17 protein-coding genes are annotated in these 18,236 nt (G+C 62.5%); 5 read left to right on the top strand and 12 right to left on the bottom strand.

Going from position 1 to position 18,236, the window contains the following annotated elements:
• Positions 1-185: 185 nt before the first annotated feature.
• Positions 186-776: a vitamin K epoxide reductase family protein gene (locus NGM68_RS13255; protein WP_252698716.1), complete on the top strand. Its 591-nt coding sequence runs from the start codon at positions 186-188 to the stop codon at positions 774-776.
• Positions 777-826: 50 nt separating this feature from the next.
• Positions 827-1,933 (top strand): aminotransferase class V-fold PLP-dependent enzyme, encoded by a 1,107-nt coding sequence (locus tag NGM68_RS13250; protein WP_252698715.1) that lies wholly within the window; start codon positions 827-829, stop codon positions 1,931-1,933.
• 43 nt (positions 1,934-1,976) lie between these two features.
• Here the strand turns inward: NGM68_RS13250 and NGM68_RS13245 are convergent, their stop codons facing one another.
• A complete protein-coding gene (locus NGM68_RS13245) occupies positions 1,977-3,218 on the bottom strand; it encodes a M20 family metallopeptidase (RefSeq protein WP_252698714.1) in 1,242 nt (413 codons plus the stop codon).
• A 4-nt stretch (positions 3,219-3,222) separates the two neighbouring features.
• Positions 3,223-3,627, bottom strand: coding sequence for a helix-turn-helix domain-containing protein (locus NGM68_RS13240; protein ID WP_252698713.1), 405 nt, complete (start codon positions 3,625-3,627; stop codon positions 3,223-3,225).
• A 289-nt stretch (positions 3,628-3,916) separates the two neighbouring features.
• Here NGM68_RS13240 and yqeC point away from each other — a divergent pair, with 289 nt between their 5' ends.
• Positions 3,917-4,651, top strand: a complete 735-nt coding sequence (gene yqeC, locus NGM68_RS13235; protein WP_252698712.1) for a selenium cofactor biosynthesis protein YqeC — start codon at positions 3,917-3,919, stop codon at positions 4,649-4,651.
• Positions 4,652-5,423: 772 nt separating this feature from the next.
• Here yqeC and NGM68_RS13230 read toward each other — a convergent pair.
• The 9 genes from NGM68_RS13230 to NGM68_RS13190 form a co-directional block, all read right to left on the bottom strand.
• A complete protein-coding gene (locus NGM68_RS13230; RefSeq protein ID WP_252698711.1) occupies positions 5,424-6,230 on the bottom strand; it encodes an enoyl-CoA hydratase/isomerase family protein in 807 nt (268 codons plus the stop codon).
• 112 nt (positions 6,231-6,342) lie between these two features.
• Positions 6,343-7,917, bottom strand: a complete 1,575-nt coding sequence (locus tag NGM68_RS13225; protein ID WP_252698710.1) for an AMP-binding protein — start codon at positions 7,915-7,917, stop codon at positions 6,343-6,345.
• A gap of 136 nt (positions 7,918-8,053) precedes the next feature.
• The gene (locus tag NGM68_RS13220; protein ID WP_252698709.1) at positions 8,054-8,710 is read right to left on the bottom strand and encodes a phospholipase D family protein; all 657 of its coding nucleotides are present in this window, start codon (positions 8,708-8,710) and stop codon (positions 8,054-8,056) included.
• Positions 8,711-8,771: 61 nt separating this feature from the next.
• Positions 8,772-9,593 carry an endonuclease/exonuclease/phosphatase family protein gene (locus NGM68_RS13215; RefSeq protein ID WP_252698708.1) on the bottom strand — a complete coding sequence of 274 codons (822 nt, stop codon included), beginning with the start codon at positions 9,591-9,593 and terminating at the stop codon, positions 8,772-8,774.
• A 162-nt stretch (positions 9,594-9,755) separates the two neighbouring features.
• Positions 9,756-12,239, bottom strand: a complete 2,484-nt coding sequence (locus NGM68_RS13210; protein WP_252698707.1) for a cbb3-type cytochrome c oxidase subunit I — start codon at positions 12,237-12,239, stop codon at positions 9,756-9,758.
• A gap of 125 nt (positions 12,240-12,364) precedes the next feature.
• Positions 12,365-13,516: an MBL fold metallo-hydrolase gene (locus NGM68_RS13205; RefSeq protein WP_252698706.1), complete on the bottom strand. Its 1,152-nt coding sequence runs from the start codon at positions 13,514-13,516 to the stop codon at positions 12,365-12,367.
• Positions 13,517-13,773: 257 nt separating this feature from the next.
• Positions 13,774-14,301 carry a DUF2243 domain-containing protein gene (locus NGM68_RS13200; protein ID WP_252698705.1) on the bottom strand — a complete coding sequence of 176 codons (528 nt, stop codon included), beginning with the start codon at positions 14,299-14,301 and terminating at the stop codon, positions 13,774-13,776.
• Between the two features lie 3 nt (positions 14,302-14,304).
• Complete coding sequence (locus NGM68_RS13195; RefSeq protein WP_252698704.1) at positions 14,305-14,652, bottom strand: four-helix bundle copper-binding protein; 348 nt, start codon at positions 14,650-14,652, stop codon at positions 14,305-14,307.
• A 516-nt stretch (positions 14,653-15,168) separates the two neighbouring features.
• Entirely contained in the window at positions 15,169-15,897 is a 729-nt protein-coding gene (locus NGM68_RS13190; RefSeq protein ID WP_252698703.1) for a DsbA family protein, read from the bottom strand.
• 269 nt (positions 15,898-16,166) lie between these two features.
• On the opposite strand from NGM68_RS13190, the gene NGM68_RS13185 reads away from it, so the two are divergent.
• A complete protein-coding gene (locus NGM68_RS13185) occupies positions 16,167-16,715 on the top strand; it encodes a hypothetical protein (protein WP_252698702.1) in 549 nt (182 codons plus the stop codon).
• Positions 16,712-17,272 (top strand): hypothetical protein, encoded by a 561-nt coding sequence (locus NGM68_RS13180; protein ID WP_252698701.1) that lies wholly within the window; start codon positions 16,712-16,714, stop codon positions 17,270-17,272. Before NGM68_RS13185 ends, NGM68_RS13180 begins: the two co-directional genes overlap by 4 nt.
• Positions 17,273-17,389: 117 nt before the next feature.
• Here NGM68_RS13180 and NGM68_RS13175 read toward each other — a convergent pair whose 3' ends face one another.
• Complete coding sequence (locus tag NGM68_RS13175; protein ID WP_252698700.1) at positions 17,390-18,154, bottom strand: DUF2270 domain-containing protein; 765 nt, start codon at positions 18,152-18,154, stop codon at positions 17,390-17,392.
• Between the last annotated feature and the right edge of the window lie 82 nt (positions 18,155-18,236).

Here is an 18,236-nt window from a genome sequence, read left to right as displayed (position 1 = left end):
GGAGTCCTGAGCTAAAATTTACATAGCACTGCTCGCATCGTACAACCGGGAATAAAGCGCCGAGTTTAACCGTTTAGTGTATATGCTCGTGATACTAGTCGTCGAGCCAATAGCATTTAGTATTGTGTGGTATTGTAACGTTCGTGCAAAGACTTAAGGTGAAACGGAAGAGAGATCCAGATACAATGAGCGATACCGTTTCGACAAGCACTGCGACGCAATCCTATACCGGACAGCCGTACGTGAACAAACTCCTGGGCGCGTTCCTGGGCATCGCGATCATCGGTTGGGGCGCCAGCATCTTCCTCACTGCCGTCCACTTCTGGGCGCTCCCGCTCCCGACCGGCATCGAACCCGAAGGCAGCATGGCCGTCATCACCAGCGCGTGGGCGTACGTCGGCCCGATCCCGCTCGCCCTCCTCGGCGCCGGCTACTACGTAACGATGATCGTCATGGGCGGTCTCTGGCTCGAGACTAAACACGAACTGCTCGAGCGCGGGATCTTCCTGATCACGCTGGGTGGCCTCGGTGCGTCGGCGTACTTCGTCTACCTCCAGCTGGGCGTTATCGGCGCGATCTGTCCGTTCTGTATGCTCTCGGCGGCCGCGACGACGAGCCTGTTTACGATCGAGGTCATCGTGAAGTACCTCGGTGGCGGCCACAGCGCGCCGACCATCTCGAGCACCCGCATCTGGCCGCCGGTCGTCGTCGGCGTCATCGGGATCACGATCGCCGCGATGTACGGCATCACGCTCGCGCCGATCCCCGGCGTCTAAACGGCCGCGGAACCACCATTCATAATCATCCACTCAGAGAGTACACCACAATGGACTTCGACATACTTCGAACGCGGATTCCCGCTCTCGATCACGGCATCTACCTCAACACCGGTGCCGGTGGGCCGAGCCCACGGCAGGTCGTCGACGCGGCAACTGCCTCCCTCGAACATCACGAGTACGACGCCCCGATGGCCGAGGGCATGTACCAGGCCGTCGGCAGCCAGTACGACGCCACCAAAGCCACCGTGGCCGAGTTGCTCGGCGCAAAAGAGTCTGAAATCGCGCTCACCCAGAGCACGACCGACGGTATCAACCGCGTCGCCGGCGCCCTCGAGTGGGACGAGGACGACGTCGTCGTTCGAACCGATCTCGAGCACCCAGCCGGCATCCTGCCGTGGCAACTACTCGCGGACACGCGGGGAATCAACGTCCGCGTCCTCGAAACCGATCGCGGCCGCGTGGATCTCGAGGCCGTCAAAGCCGTCGCCGAGGACGCGACGCTGTTGGTCGTAAGTTCGATTACCTGGACACACGGCACCCAGGTACCGATCAGCGAGATCGTCGACGTCGCCCACGATGCTAACGCACTGGTACTCGTCGACGCCGTCCAGTCGCCGGGTCAGGTCGCCGTCGACGTCACAGAATGGGGCGCGGACTTTGTCGTCGGAGCCGGCCACAAGTGGCTCCTCGGGCCGTTCGGCGCCGGCTTCCTCTACGTTCGGGAGGGGCTCGAGCACGATTGCATCCCCCACGAAATCGGCTTCCGAAGCGTCGTCGAGGCCTACGCCGCAGACTACGAGTACGCCCCCGGCGCGGGACGGTTCGAGGTCGGAACGACCAGTCCGGCACCCTTCGCCGGGCTCGAGGCCGCCATCGACCTCCACCACGAACTCGGTACGGACGCCATCGAATCCCGGATCGCGGAACTCACAGCGTACCTGAAAGACGGGATCGACGAGAGCGCCTTGCTCAGCCCGCGATCGTTCGAATCCGGCCTCGTCACGATCGACGTCAACGACCCAGTGGAGACCGTCGAACGACTCGCCGACCAGGACGTCGTCGTCAGATCGCTGCCGTACCCGGAGGCGGTCAGGGTGTCAGTGCACGCGTTCAACACCAGAGACGACATCGACGCGCTGCTCGAGGCGTTGTAGGGGTGGACGGCGAAAATCGGTTTTACACACCATTGCACACCGTTCACTCGAGACGCGAGGCGAACGCTGCCGGCAACCGAGCGTAGGTTTCGGCGGTTCTCTCGAGCGCCTCGAGCGTCGTGTACTCGTCGCAGGCGTGAACCGTTTCGGTGCCGACGGCGAACTCGATAGTCGGAATTCCCGCGTTTCTGAGCCGTTTGGCGTCGCCACCACCGGTGGCGCTCCGGCGATACACCGGCTCCTCGAGGACGTCGGTCGCCACGTCGACCGTCGCGGCGACCAGTGGCGAGTCGGGCGACTCGTAGGTGCCGACGCTCGAGCTGACGGCGGCGATCGAGACGCCCTCACAGTCGTCGATCCACTCGCGGATAGCCGCGAGGACGGCTGGCGTCTCGACGCCTGCAGTAAGCCGAATGTCGAGGCGGGCTTGTGCGAAGCGCGGAACGCTGTTGACCGTCTCGCCGCCCTCGATCGTGCCGAGATTGACGGTGGGATGTTCGAACAGCAGCCGCGCGTTTTCGGCACCCATCGAGGGTTCGTAGTAGTCGACTGACTCCTCGATAATCGGTTCGACGGGGTCGGGAACCGAGAGCGACCGACCCTCGAGACGCGTTCTGATTACCTCGATTGCGTTCCAGAGCCGGTCGATAGCGTTCACGCCCAACATCGGTCGGGAGCCGTGGGCGGCCTCGCCGGTCGCCTCGAGGGTGAGCCAGATGCTGCCCCGGTCGGCGACGGTCACCGACTGGGCGCCGACCGATCCCGTCGGCTCACCGATCACACAACCGTCGACGGCGAGGCGGCCAGCCTCGAGGACGGCCTCGAGCCCTGCATCGCCGGCAACCTCCTCGTCGCTGACGAATGCGAAGCCGAGCGTGACCGGTGGCCGGGTGTTGGACTCGACGAACGCTTGAGCGACGTGTACCATAGCCGCGACCGCCCCTTTCATGTCGGTCGTCCCCCGGCCGTAGATCCGGTCGCCGACGCGTTCGCCGAGCGGATCGTACGACCAGCCACCGAGGTCGTACGGTACGGTGTCGAGGTGGCCGCTGAGCAACAGCGTTCGCTCGCTCTCGCCGGGAAGCGTCGCAAGTAAATTCGGTTTCGCAGGGTCGGCAGTCACCCGCTCTGACTCAAGGCCGAGGTCGTCGAACGTCGACTCGATCCAGCGAACGATCTCGCGGGTGTCTCCGGGCGGGTTGGTCGTATCGAAGGCCACCAGTTCGAGCGTGGTCTCGGCGATGGCCGCGGACTCGAGGTGAAAAGCAGCGTCTGGAGACGACACGGGATTAGCTTTCGGCGATGGGGGTCGTCTCGGCAGTTTCCGAATACTTGTCCTCGAACTCCTGGATGAGTTGGCCCATCTTCGCGTACCAGTCGTTGAGCATGCGCTGCATGTCGTTGGCGATCTGTGACGGGTCGGTCGGCCGGTAGACGTGATAGTACCCGCCCTGTTCGTAGTTGATCTGTTCTTTCTGGATGAACCCGCTCTGGAGCAGGCGCTGGATCGAGCGATACGCCGTCGAGCGCTCCCGGTCGACTTCGTCGGCGACCTCGTCGATGGTCAACGGCTCCTCGCTTTCGACGAGCACCCGGTAGCAGTCCTTATCGAGTTGTTTCAGCCCGTGGATACACTCCAGCAATCCCTCACAGACCATGTCCTGCTGAAGTTGTTCAGCCATCGAATTTGCCATGTTCTTGATCGGAGTAGGAACCGGAGTGCTATAAGGGTTGTGCGAATATTGTACAATCTCGTTATACAGCTTTTATCGGGGTGTTCAGCCGGCCAAAACACCGATTCGATCCTTTCGGGACACACGCTCTCCCCGTGGTCTCAGCGGCCTGAGAAAGCACTGAGACCTATATACCTCGAGTGAAAGAACGACACATGAACCGACTCGAGCACCCGACGGTGGCACTTTCACCGGACGGGTCGATGTCACCAGCCGAGACAGCCGCTCGCTCGCTCGAGGTGGACGACTGATGCCGCCGTCGGCTCCCCTGGTCGACACCCTCGAGGCCGACCGTGGCGTCACCTGCGTCGTTGGCGCCGGCGGGAAGAAGTCGACGCTGTACGCCCTCGCGAACCAACTCGAGCGAGCGGTGGTCACCGCGACCGTCCGCATCCCGCCGTTCGAGGAACACGTCAGCACCGTCAGGATAACTGACTCCCCCCAGGACGCCCTCGAGCGCACAGAAGACTGGCCGCTCGGCCTGGTCGCCGCTGACGAAGGGGATCGATACCGCGGCTACGAGCCGTCGGTGATCGACGACCTCGCTGCACAGGTCGACGTCCCCATCCTGGTCAAAGCCGATGGGGCACGGACACGGTGGCTCAAAGCACCGGACGAGCGCGAGCCACAGCTACCTACGTCCGCGACGACGGTCGTTCCTATCGCCAGCGTCAGAGCTGTCGGCGAGGTGCTGGACGATCGAGTGGTTCATCGCCCGGAGGAAGTCGCCGCAATCACGGGCCTCGAGATCGGTGAGCACATCAGCGTCGAGGATGTGGCGACAATCCTCACGAGCCCGGGCGGCGGGTTGAAACGCGTTCCCGATGGGGCAACCGTAATCCCCCTGCTCAACATGGCCGACACCCCCGACCTCGTGGCGACCGCACGTGAGATCGGCGACCTCGTCTGCCAGCACGAGGCCGTCTCGAGGGTCGTCATCACGCGGTTGCTCGAGGAGGAGCCGGTGATCGACGTACTCGAGTGAGTCACCGTTGTGACGAGCCTCGAGAGACGTGATCCTGTTGAAATCATGCATCACTGATACGTTTCAAGATTTGTCGTGCTGAACTCAACGTACGAATATGGCACTCGGTAGAGTGCGGTCTACGCGAGGGGCGAACGCTCAATACAGGTTGGTAGTGTATCGGTATAAAATATGACCCAACCGCCAACTGGCAAAAACAGTGTGTAACATCCAGGTAGTGCAGTGAGCGAAGCACTCGCTTCGTACCTAAAGTGACCATTTTAACTTGGGTAATTCTTTTGCCCCGTATCAATGTAGTCGGAATATGAATTCTACTGAAACAACAAACGCCAGTTTCGGAGACACACTATCGAAAGTCGTTCAACGAATGACGGTTGGCGGTTACCTGATCGGTTCGGGAGTGCTCATTGGTCTCGGAGCACTCGCGCTCGTCCGGGGCCTTCACCTGTATATTCATTTTTATAGTTACGCCACGGGAATCGAAACGAGCCGATTGTATCAAACGCTCATTTGGTCCCTCGCTGGAGGAATAGTCCTCTCACTGGGCGTATTTACCCTCGTTAAAAGTCTGTCCCACAACCCTTGATCGGAAGTGGAGTCTGATCTATCCTCCCTCGTAGTATCAATTGTTACCACCGCTTAGTTTGGATCCGAAATGGATGGCTGTTCAGTAAAGTCTGATGAACTAAAACTCATTCTCGTGCTGAACTCGTTGTCTGTTTTCAGCAACCAATTCCCGTTCATCCACCGAAAATTCCACATACGCAGAAGCTTACAACGTCTCGAGAAACGCTGCCATTCCCTCCAGCGCCTCCTCGGTCTGGATCTGCTCGATGAAGGCCCGGCGCTCGCGTTCTAACCGCCGTTCGACCTCGGCAAGCTCGAGTCCCACGAGTCGTTTCGACCGCTCGATCGAGCCGGGCTTCATCGAGGCGATCTCTCGAGCGATGGCGTCGGTTCGCTCGTGGACGGCACCGTCGCCCTCGCCGATGTTGTCGCTGTCTCCGTCGCCATCACCGCCGACGAGTTCGCTTGCCAAACCCCACTCGAGCGCCTGTTCGGAGGAAATAGTCTCGTTCGTCGCGAGAATCCGCATCGTCCGCGTTCGTCCGATAATTTCCGGAAGCAGAGCCGTCCAGCCGCCGTCCGGACTGAAGCCGACGACGGGGTAGTAGGGTGTGATTGTCGCCTTCCGGTTCATCACCACGATGTCGGCCGCGAGCAGGAGTCCGAGTGACCCGCCGGTGACCTGTCCGTCGACGGTGACGATAACGGGCGGGCGAGCCGTCCGGAGCGCGACGATAACGTCGTTCAGCGCGCCGACGACCTCGCTCGAGTAGTCGACGATCGACTCCCAGTGATCGTAAAAGGAAGCGACGTCGCCGCCGGTCGAGAACGTCGGTCCGGCCGTCCGAAGGACGATAACGCGAACGGACTCGTCATCGGCCGTTCGCTCGACCGCCTCGAGCATTTCCGTTAGAAGCGAGGGGACGAGGCTGTTGTGGCGGTCGGCTCGATCGACGTGAATCGTCGCAATCCCCTCCGAGACGGACGTATCGACGAACTCGCTCGCGGTCATCGGTCGGCCCAGTCGAACCCTGCTGCCGGTGGGCTCGAGACGCCGCGATTCGTCGTCATCTCCCCTCCGTTCGTACTCGTTGGCGTACCAACCGAAATACGCCCGATCGTCGTCATCGGGCCCGCTCCTCGAGCGTCGGCCGTTCGATCTTACCCGCGGCGTTTCGCGGCAGTTCGTCGATCAGGTCGACCGTCTTCGGTACCTTGTAGCCGGCGAGTCGGCCGCGGCAGAACGCGAGGACGCCGTCCTCGTCGAGGTCGACGTTGGGTTCGGGGACGACGAACGCGTACCCGACCTCGCCCCACTGGTCGTTGGGGACGGGGACGACAGCAGCCTCAGCGATGCCGTCGTGTTCGTCCAGCGCGTGTTCGATCTCGGCCGGGTAAACGTTCTCGCCCCCGCTGATGAACATGTTCTTCAGCCGATCGACGATGTAGAGGTAGCCGTCCTCGTCCCGTCTGGCGACGTCGCCGGTGTGGAGCCAGCCGTCGGTGAACGCCTCCTCCTGGGCGTCCGGTCGGTTCCAGTAGCCGGGCGTGACGCCCGGCCCTTTGACCTGGAGTTCGCCGGTTTCGCCGGGTGGAACCGTCTCGGCGGTACCGGCATTGCCAGTATCGCCATCATCGCCGTCGCCATCACCACTCCCATCGACCTCGACGATTCGAGTACGAACGAACGGCGACGCCTGGCCGATCGAGCCGGCCTTCTCGAGGGCCCGTTCCCGGTCGATCAGGGTCACTGTCGGCCCGGTTTCGGTCATCCCCATGCCCTGGCGGATCACGATATCATGGTCGGCGTACGCCTCGAGTAGGCTGACCGGGAGTGGTGCCCCGCCGGAGGCCCACGAGCGAACCGACGACAGGTCACGTTCCGCGAACGTCGGATGGTCGTACAGCGCCCGGTACACGGCGGGGACGCCGAAGAACACCGTCGCCCGATCCTCGAGAATCGCCAGCGCTTCGCCGGGATCGAACGAGTGCTGCACGATTGCGGTACCGCCCTGGATGAGCGTCGGGTTGGTGTAGAGGTTCAGTCCACCGGTGTGGAAGAACGGGAGCACGTTCAGCGTCGTGTCCCGTGCCGTGAGGTCGGTCGGGATGCCGATGTTGAGCGCGTTGTAGAGCACCATGTCGAACGTCTGGCGAACGCCCTTCGGCCGGCCGGTCGTCCCCGAGGTGTACAACAGTCCCCACGTGTCGGTTCGCTCGCGGTCGGGCATCCGGATCCGGTCGCCGCTGGCGCGCTCCATCGCCGCGTCGTAGGCACGGTCATCGTCGTGATCGGGCTCCCCGAAGGAGATGTAATGGTCGACGTCGATACGCGAGCGAAGCTGTTCGACGGCGTCGGCGAACGCCGGATCGTAGACGAGCACGTCGGGCGAGGCGTCGTCGATGACGTACTCGAGTTCCGGCGGGGCCAGCCGCCAGTTGAGCGCGACGTACAGCGTCTCGGCTTTGGCACAGCCGTACAGCACCTCGAGATACCGGGCCCCGTTGTGGGCGAGGATCGTGACGCGTGCTCCCGGGTCGACCTCGAGGGCGTTCCGGAGGACGTCAGCGAAGCGACTGGCTCGTTCGTCGAAGGCCTCGTAGGTCAGCTCATCACCGGTGGCGGTGTCAACGACGGCGGTTCGCTCCGGCGTGCGGTTCGCGTGTGCGTGAACCCAGTCGAACGCCTCGGGAGTCATGACTAGTTGTTGTGAAACGGCCTCTAAATACACTGACGTTGGTCATCGAACCCGGTACGCTCACGCGGCTACGACGGCAGTCGATACCGGTGCAGGGCACGGAGAACGGGCGACCGTCTCGAGACGGAGCTGGGACTCACACGAAGCGGAACAGTCCCGAAAAGAGGAAGATCAACAACAGAATCGGGATCACCCTGAGCGCCACGTTCCGCATGGGGAGCAATCGGGCTTTGTTCGACCAGTTGACGAACGAACTGCCGACCTGTACGGGGCCGAAGAGGTCGCGTCGCCTGAGCGGTTCGGACGTCGCCACCAACTCGTCGACCCACTCGAGAAGCGGCCGGATGTCCGGGTGGTCGGGACTATCCCGGATCATCTCGAGACCCAGTTCGATGTTGTACTCGAACGCGACCTGCGTGATGTTCGCCGAGCCGAGGATACACCGTGGGTTCGGCCCGTCGCGGACGTAGAGCTTCGCGTGCAGTCCTCGCGGCTGCTTGTACAGGGACACCTGATCGTATCCGTCCAGCGACCACAGGTCGTAGGCGATTCGCGAGGAGAACTGGTCGGATGCGGGGCCGACGACCACGACGAGTTCGTTCTCCCGAGATCGTTCGAGAAAGGACACGACGTGGTCGCGTATCTGGCGGTACCCCTGGTAGGTAAAGTATCCGCTGACGATGTAGACCGTCCCGTCCTCGGCAAGCAGGTCGGCCAGCGCCGCCTGAACGCGTCGATCACCGTCGTTCGTTCCCAGGAGTGTATGGGACGATCTGGCCTCGATCTCGTTCATTGGCTGGTGTCTACCGTCGACGGTAATCAGTGTAGTTGATTCGATTTCGAGCCCCGTCCAATCATCCACTCGTCTCGAGGACGATCGGGCGGTGATCCGACAGCTGGACGTCGAGGACGTCACAGCGGTCGATCTCGAGACCTGGCGAGCACACGAACAGGTCGAGGCTACGGGAGTCGACGAAGAAGTCGTCGAACGGTCTCTCAGGAACCGTCTCGCCAGGAACCCGGATCTCGAGGCCGGTTCGGTCGGCGAAGGTGCCCAGTGAACCCGTTTCGTCGTACGTGTTGAAGTCGCCGGTCACAACGACGTTCCGCCCGTTGGAGCGGTCGGCTACGAGGTCGGCCAGCTCGGTCAGTTGTCGTACCCGACTCCGGGATCCCAGGGAGAGATGTACCACGAACACGACCAGGTTTGCCGTAAGCTCGACCTCGAGGACGAGCCGTTTGCGACCCGCCGTCAGGTAGTGGGGCGTCGGCGTGCTGGCGACACTCGAGTGTGAGAGGACGGCGTTGCCCAGGTGGCGAAAGAAGGGGAGTGACTCGGGGCCAACAGTGTAGCCGTAGCCCTTGTCGCTGGCGCTGCCGGTAGCGTTGCCGTACTTGTTGCGCACGGCACCAGTGTACGAGAGTCCCTGTTCCCGGAGCGACTCGATGATGGTGCGGAACTGCCCGTCGGTGACCGTCCGGTGGGAGCCCTGGTCGACCTCGAGCAGCGAGACGATGTCGGGGCGTTCGCGATCGATCACCGAGACGAGCTGCTCGAGCTTTTGGCGTTCAACGTTCCCGTCGCCGACCAGCGACCCAATCGGCGGGGGAACGTAGCCCCAGCACACGTTCTGATAGCCGAGCAGATACCCCGCGTTACACGACAGAATTTTCATGCGGTTTCGAGTGTGTTGCGGTCAGTTACCCTACGGGCCACGGAGACTGACCATCCACGCGTGCATACAGTCAGGCCGTAGCGACCATAACTATTTCTCCGACCTGGAATGCTGCCGGAGGCTCGAATGGGGAATCGGGGATCACCACCCAAAAATGAGACGCTACATCAGGTAGAACAGCGGGAACAGGAACACCCAGACGATGTCCACGAAGTGCCAGTAAAGCCCGAAGAACTCCACTGGACGTGGATCTTCGAGGTAGGCGTCAACCGTCGCAATTCGAACGAGCATGAACCCGGCGACGAACAGGCCGAAGAGAACGTGCAAGCCATGCATGCCGGTCGTCACGTAGTACACGGAGTACTCGAGGCCGCTGAACCAGTAATCGCCCTCGGCGAATTTCGAACTGTACTCCCAGGCTTTCACGCCCATGAAGGTCAGTCCGAGGAGCATCGTCGCCGACAGCGCCGCCAGCAGTCCCTTCTTGTTGCCGCGTTCGGCCATGACGAGCGCGAGGATGACCGTGAAACTCGAGGTCAACAGCACGTAGGTGTTGAGCAGGCCGGGCCACGCGGCAGGCGGGACGGTCGTCCACTCGCTCCAGCCCAGATGAATCCGCAGGAAGAGGAAGGCGCCGATGATGGCACCGAAGACCATCACGTCCGAGGCCAGGAAGAACCAGACGCCGAGTTTCGTCTTTCCGACGCCGTCGAACGGCCAGCGTTCGGCAATCGGTTGATCTGGGGCGTTGAACTGCTCCATTCCGAACTGCCAGAGGGTGTAAAACAGCATCGCGAGGCCGATCAGGGTGAGAATCGGATAGACCGCGTTTGGCTCCGGTGAATCGACGATTGTCGCCCCTCTCGGCTCGGCGAAATTCGCGAGATACGGCGTCAGCCCCGACAACCCGAGGAAGAAGACGAACATCGCGAGGCCGATACCGAAGGGCCAGATGCTGGCGTGGTCGACGTGTTCGCCGTCGTGCTCACCGGCCGTACCCGTGCCGGTCTCCATCGTGCCCGTTTCAGTTGGCAACGCACCGCCGTCGGTCGTCGCTGACGGCTGATCGACGAACTCGAGGCGACCGCTGGCGTAGCTCGGCCGGCCGGCCCAGTTCTCGAGCGGTGGCGGCGACGGGATCGCCCACTCGGCAGTGCGGGAGAACTCCCAGGGGTTGTCCGGTGCGTCGGGGCCAGCCACCAGGCTCTTGCCGAGTGCGTAAAACATGATCAGGAACGATCCCCCCAGGACGAACGCGCCGACGGTCGCCATCTGGTGATAGAGTTGCAGTCCCTCCTGGTAGTGGAAAACGCGTCTCGGAGTTTCCCAGGCGAGGAACATCGGGAAGTACAGCAGGTTGAAGCCAGCGAAGAAGACGGCGAAGTGAATCTTGCCGAGGGCTTCGTCGTACATCTTCCCGGTGATCTTGGGCCACCAGTAGTAGATACCGCCGATCAGTGCCGTCCCACCCGCGAACATCACGTAGTGGAAGTGGGCGACGACCCAGTAGGTGCCACGGAACTCGTAGTCCAGGACGACCGCGCCCAGGAACACCCCGGTGATACCGCCGAGGATGAACAATACCAGGGCCCCCAGGTTGAACAGGAACGGCGTCGTGAACCGTATTCGACCCTTGACCATCGTGTAGATCAGCGCGAACACCATCAGGTCGAACGGCAGCGAGATCCCGATCGTCGTCGCCATGAACAGCGTCTTGATCTCGAGGTTGATCGAGGTCAAGAACATGTGGTGCATCCAGACCAGGAACGACTGAACCGCGACGAGCACCATCGAAATGATGACCCACTTGCGCCCGACCAGTCGCCGGCCACAGAACGTCTGGAACGTCTCGAACATGATCCCCAGCGCGGGGAAGAAGACGATGTACACCTCCGGGTGGCCGAAAAACCAGAAGAGGTGCGCCCACAACAGGCTCGATCCCTGGTCGGTCGCGAAGTACTGGGTTAGAAGGATGCGATCGGTTGCGAGCAACACCACGGCGGCGAGTAGCGTTGCGAACGCGAACAGCATCATCCAGACCGTCAGCAGCCACGACCACGTGAACAGCGGCATGTTCCACAGCCCGAGTCCCTCCGCCCGCGAGCGGTGAATCGTGGTCAGGAAGTTCACCGTCCCGAGGGTGATCGAGAGAATAAACATGATCAGCGCGAGGATGGTGACGTTGCCACCGGTGGTCGCCTGCATCGCCGGCGTGTACGTCGGCACGTTCAGCGGCGCGTACATCGTCCACCCGCCGGCGTAGGTCGATCCCACGAAAAACGAGAGTATAACGAGTATGGCGGAAAACAGGTAAAACCAGTAACTCAGCGCGTTCAGTCGGGGGAATGCGAGGTCTTTGGCCCCAATCTGTAGCGGGACGACGTAGTTCGCAAAGCCCGAGGCAAGCGGCGAGATGAACCAAAAGACCATCAACATCCCGTGGCCGGTCACGGCCTGATTGAACGCGCTATCGGACAGGAAACCGCCGCCGGGTGACCACAGCTGCAGGCGAAATAGCATCGCCAGCAGACCAGCAGCTACGAATATAAAGAGGGCGGTCACCAGGTAGAGAATTCCCACGTCCTTGTGGTTGGTGGTAACTAGCCACCGCTTGGCCGACGTCATTGGCGGGAAGTCGTCTGCCATAGAAGTGACCCGTGTGTCGTTGACTCACACATCCATCGGGTAGTAATAGGTACAACCTGCATACGCCCCGTCACGACGCCGTTCGGTAGGGTGATGATTTGGACTGGGGCACCGTCGTCGGCCGATCAAGCCGCGCAGTTGTTCGGCCCGGTCTCGAGTTCCGTCGCCTCGTTTTCGTCGTCTGGCGCCTCCGACCCCGTGTTGATCGCGATGATCTGCTCGTAGTTCGCCGGCTTCTCGGGGGCGTTCTCCGTCAGCCGTTCGACGAACTCGTCCTCGCTCAGTCCGAGCAACTCGAGTTCCTCGCGGAGCGTTCCCAGGTGGGCACCGATCGTCTCCCCCGGCGAGCCAACCGCGTACGTGCCGTCGGCCGCGACGGAGACGTGTCCCGGCAACGCGAGCGTGTCGTCGGGCAACTCGAGGATCGTCTCGTGGAGCGATTCGTACAGCAGTGCAGCTCCCTCGGAGGCGTCCTCGTCGCCGAACTGGAGCTCCGTCCGGCCGACCGACTCGACGAACAACGTATCGCCGGTCAACAGGATCTCGCCGTCGACGAGGTAGTTGACCATCTCGGTCGTGTGTCCCGGGGTGTGCAGCGTTGTGACCTCGATCTCGACGTCACCAACCGAGATCGTCTCGCCATCTGCCAGCGGTTCGTAGTCGTACTCGACGGCTCGGTCGGTCGCGTGTTCGCCCAGGTGGTAGGGTACCTCGAGTTCCCCGGCCAGCGTTGCCCCGCCCGAGATGTGATCGGCGTGGACGTGTGTATCGAGGACGCGGTCGATGGTGAGACCAGCCTCCTGGGCGACGACTTTGAACCGATCGGTCTGGCGGGTCGGGTCGACGACGACGGCCTCACCGGCGCGTTTCGAGCCGATAACGTAGCCGAGACAGCCCTTCGCCCGTCGCTGGAGCTGCACAACGACGAGGTCGTCGGTGGCCGTTTCGACCGGGACGACCTCGTAGACCGTGCTCCAGTCTTCCATCCCGCCTTTGACGACGGTGACGTCGTAGCCGTGATCCTCGAGGGCGAAGGCGAATGGGGCCGACGTGAGTCCCTTCCCACAGATGGCGACGACCGGTTGTCCGTCGGCGGCTGCCTCGACCCGATCGAGGTCGTCCTCGGAGAGTCCGTCGTCAGGATGGAAGGGGACGTTCGCTGAACCGTTGATGTGCCACCCGTCGTAGCTGTCTTCGAGACGAGTGTCGATGAGTGCAAACGATTCGCCGCTGTCGATCCGCTCTGCGAGTTGTGCCGTCGAAATCTGGGATACCATGAGGATTGTCTCGTTGGAGTATGTCGTGATCGGTGAAAGTGCTCGGCCTTGCGCGGGTGCCGGAAGCTAGCGGGATCGGTTTCGACCCGCATCGGGAAACCTGTTTTCCCACGGCACCAGTCACATCTCGTCGCCACGGATCGAGAGACCCCCTAATATGGAGGTACGAGGATTCGTAGTCGTCCACGGCTCCGCAAAACAGCACCCTCCCTTGCACAGGCAACCGTGACAGCGGCTCTGCAGAATCGACTCGAGGGTCAGCCCTCGAAATCGATGGGTGAATCGGGCGTCGACGCGTCCGCGCTCCGGGCGAGCCCGTAGCCCGCCACGAGCAAAGCGACGCCGAACAGCAAGAACGCCACGTCCCAGAGGGGGGCGCCGCCGGGGCCATCGGGCCAGACGCGGTGTAACTCGAGGACGTGGTGATTCACGATCCCCTCGACCAGGTTGAAGAGGCCCCAGCCCACGAGGATCGAGCCGGCGAAGACGCGACTCGAGGGCGGGACGTCGGGTCGTCTCCAGGCGCGCAGCAGTAGGCCGATGCCGACGACGGTGAAGAGGAACGTGCCCACGTGAAAGAGGCCGTCGGCGAGGACGTTCAGCTGTAGCTCGGAGAGGTTCGTCGTGTCCGTCCGAGCGGACAGCATGTGGTGGGTCTGAAGGAGCTGGTGGAGGACGATGCCGTCGACGAAACCGCCCAGCCCGACGCCGAGGACGATTCCGGATTGCGCGAGCGGTTTCACTCGCTCGGAGAGTCCGAACCAGGTATCCTCCCGATCCGCCATCGATCAGTGGGCGGCCATCTCGCGGCAGGTTTCCGCACACACCGGGAGGAGTTCGGCACAGGCCTGGCAGTGGTCGTGGTCGTGTTGGGCACACTCCTCGGCGCAGGCCTCACACGCGTCCGCACAGATCGACGCGAGGTCGGCGTGGTACCTCGAGTTCCGAGCCATGAACCGCGCGTGGAGGGTCGCCAGGTCGGCGACGTCGCGACAGAGGCGGATACACTCGGCCATCGCTTCGCCTTCGTCCGCACAGGCGTCCGCACACCACTCACAGACCTGGGCTGCCTCGAGACAGTTGTCGATACACTCCTGCATCTGGTCGTCCGCGTGTGAAATAGCTTCTACCGCCATGACGGGCAAACGCACACCTCTCGGGTCAATCAACGTCTCACATGCCGGTGCAAGCCATCGTCGACGCGTGCCGTGACTCGAGGGAGCGCCCAATAGCTCGCAGAACAGTGTCTGCGTGTTTGACTACCGTCCGAAGGCACCTGAGACGGGCGATTCGGCGGCTGTGGGTAATGTGCAGACTGCTGTCACCGCACCCGCTTGAGAACGGCAAACAGAAGCGCCACTACGACCACGATCAGCGGGCCCAACAACACCACCAGGACTGTCACTGGCAACGAGAGCGAGAGGAGAACGATGGTCACGATTCCACCGAGGAGGAGTCCCCAGAACAGTCGCAACTGGGAGGATTGTGCATCGAGTCGGGCTTCTACCGCCTCGACCTGCTCTCTGAGGTGCTCGAGTTAGTCGTGAGAGGGGCCTGTAGTCACACTGACGATATCTGCAACCACGTAATGAGGTGTTGGGTTTCGAGACGAACGCTTACGGTAACCCCCTTGACGCTGCCAGCAACGACAACTATTCGTTCTCGATTCGGTCGATCGCCTCGTCGAACCGTTCCGGCGGCTGCGCCCCAACGAGCGTCCCGACCCGTTCCGTCTCGGGGTCGAAAACGGCGAACGTCGGCGTCCCCGTGACGCCGAACGACCGTGCCTGCCCCGCGTCGGCCTCGGTCTCACTCTCGTAGGTCGACCGCTGGTCGTCGAGACACGCCTCGAGTCCCCCCGCGTCGACGCCATCGACCGACCGGGTGATCTCGACGAGGTTGTCAGCCCCCGCCCACCCCGAGTTGCGTTCACCCTGTGCATCGATGACCGCCGCGTGCCAGTCCCAGTACGTCGAGCGGTCGTCCCCTCGAACGTGTTCGAACACGCACCGCGAGGCGACTGCCGACGTCATCGAGTCCTCGCCGAAGTAGGGCAACGGGATGACGACCATGCGAACCCGCCCCGGTTCGATGTGGTCGCGAACGACGGCGGGCAGCGACTCGTGTTCGAACTGTGCACAGAACGGACACTGAAAGTCCGTCCAGTAGTAGATCTCGAGCGGCGCATCGGGCGATCCCAGAATCGGTTTACCACGCAGTTCGACGCCCAGGTCAGACATTTCATCGCTCGCGTGTACCTCGGGATCCACGGCGTGACCTGGGTCGTTTTCAGCGCGTGAGAGGTAGTAGGCACCCCCACCACCGAGGGCGAAGATAGCTCCGGCGACGACGGCTCGACGCGACGGCTGATCCAGCGACATATCGTTCTCACCACCCATACATACTCCCGGTTCTAAACGGAATCGCCGTTTTGCTGGCCCAGCAAATCGCGGGTGGACATTTGGGGATCGACCCCCTTTTCCCACCTAACAGTGACGTCGATCGGCGAGACAGGTACCTGTTCGCCCCCCGAGGCCGTTTTCCCGGTCACCGCACCAGTTTCGTCGCTCGAGACTCCACTGACCGCGTTTGTGAAACTGATCGAGGTCGTGGGACGGACCGACGATTCCCGCTACGAGGTGGGGGTTCGATGAACTGGCGCGAACGGATCGACGGCTTCGTCAGGAACCTCCACGAGGCCGTCACGTATCCGTTCGAATCCTGGCGGGGGACGGCTGGCCTGGTGGTCGTCACCGCCGTGACCTACGTCGTCCTCGTGTTGAGTACGATGCCGGAGTTCACGATCCAGATGCTCGGGGACGGCCTCCACTGGTTCGACTACGTGCTTCGCTCGCTCACGGAGACCATCTACCGAACGGACGGCTGGACGGGCCTCGGCATCGTCGTCCTCTACGCCCTCCTGACGGGCGTCGCGGTCGTCAACGTCGTCGCACAGCTTCGGATCGTCGGCCCCTCGAGTCTCGCCGACCTCTCGGGCGTGCTCCCCGGTCTTCTCGCGTCGGGGTGTGCAAGTTGTGGTGCGGGCCTGCTCGGCTTTCTCGGATTCGCCGGCGGGCTGGCGATGCTCCCATACGAAGGTGCGCTCCTTCGGATCGCCGGATTGGCGCTCATCCTCTTCTTCTTAGGGCGGGCAGGCCATCCTGAACGGTGCCGGCTCGGAACGGAGGGGGCGACGTGACCGACGACTACGCGTGTCGCCCGATTCGACCCGGTCGACGAGCCATCAGTCTGGGAGCGCTGGTCGCCGTCGGCGTGTTCGGATTGTTCGGGTTCGTCACGGGCCTCATCCCAAACCCGTTCTATATGCGGATGGTTCCCCGGACGCCGGTCGAATATCTGTTCCTGACGCTGACGGCGCTGTTAGCCGGGGGGTACGCAACGCAACGGGTTTCCATCACGGTGAACGACGCAGGATCCGAACTCGAGACGGGTGACAAAATTACTGGAACCGGAACGACATCTGACGACGCGACGGCCGGCGGAACGACAGGTAACGTCACGGCGAGGGATGACGCGACCGAATCCGATCGCGGCGCGTTCGTCGGCCTGATCGGCGGCTTCCTGGCGGTCGGTTGCCCGACCTGTAACGCGTTCCTGCTGGTGTTGTTCGGCTCCTCCACCCTGATGACGTACTTCGATCCGTACCGTCCCATTCTCGGGGCACTCTCGGTGGCGATACTCGCGGGGCTGATAGTCGTCCGGCACAGACGTACGTGTCGGCGGTGCCGTCGGTAACCGCCCCGGAGTGACCGATGGGCGCTGGGAAATCGCTGTCAGCACGCTCCGATCGACCAGCCGCTATGACGTCGGCGTTCGACGGTGCATCAGTATATCAGCCCGCTCAGTCCAGGCTCACTCCCGATCCTTCCAGTCGGCGATTTCGGTATCTCGGAACTCCCCTTTCGCCTCACGTTCGTGTGGCCAGAATACGATCGCCAGGAGAGATCCGTAGCCGAGGACGACAACCGCGATGACGACGGTACCCGGAACCGTCCCGATCGAAGCCGACTCCGGGAGGCGCTGATCGGCGAGAAACGCCGTCACGCGGAAGAGCCAGGCGAGACAGAGCACGCTCACCAGGGCGAGGTAGATTCGTCGGAGTCGGTTCGCCACCGCCTCGAACAGCGAGATTTTGAGCGTTGGGCGCCGATAATCGTCGCCGAGTTCGGTTCGCCAGTCCTCCCGCTCGAGCGTGTCCGACGGATCCAGCGCGTTCGCCAATAAATACTGCTGATACAGTCGTACCCGCGCCCGGTAGACGTCGTAATCTCGGTACCGGCGTGCTTCGATCAGAAGGAACAGTCCAACCGCGAGGACGCCAACGAGGAGTACGTAGTGGGGGTTGTCAGTGCTCGAGAACGCCCACGTCAGAATAGCGGCCATGACGGTAACGCTCCAGGTGGTCGTTTGGTCGAGCCGCGACCGCCAGGTCGTCTCCCGGTCGAGTTCCCCACGGTAGGCGTGGCCGAGAATCGACTGGAGATCCGATTCGTCCTCGCTCAGTCTGGCACCCAGTTCGCCGTCCGGTGACTCCTCGTCGACGGTGTCGGTTCCGTCGGCGGAACTGTCGGTTCCGCTACCAGCGGTGTCGGTTCCGTCGTCGGAAGTCTCGGGCATCGTCGATCGGTCGTCCTTCCACCGGCGATGCGATATAACGTCCCCCGGATTTAGGGAGGAGGGTGTCTCGAGCGACCCGGAT

The sequence above is a fragment of the Natronosalvus vescus genome, assembly GCF_023973145.1.
Lineage (GTDB): Archaea > Halobacteriota > Halobacteria > Halobacteriales > Natrialbaceae > Natronosalvus > Natronosalvus vescus.
This window is presented reverse-complemented; position numbering and strand designations above follow the sequence as displayed.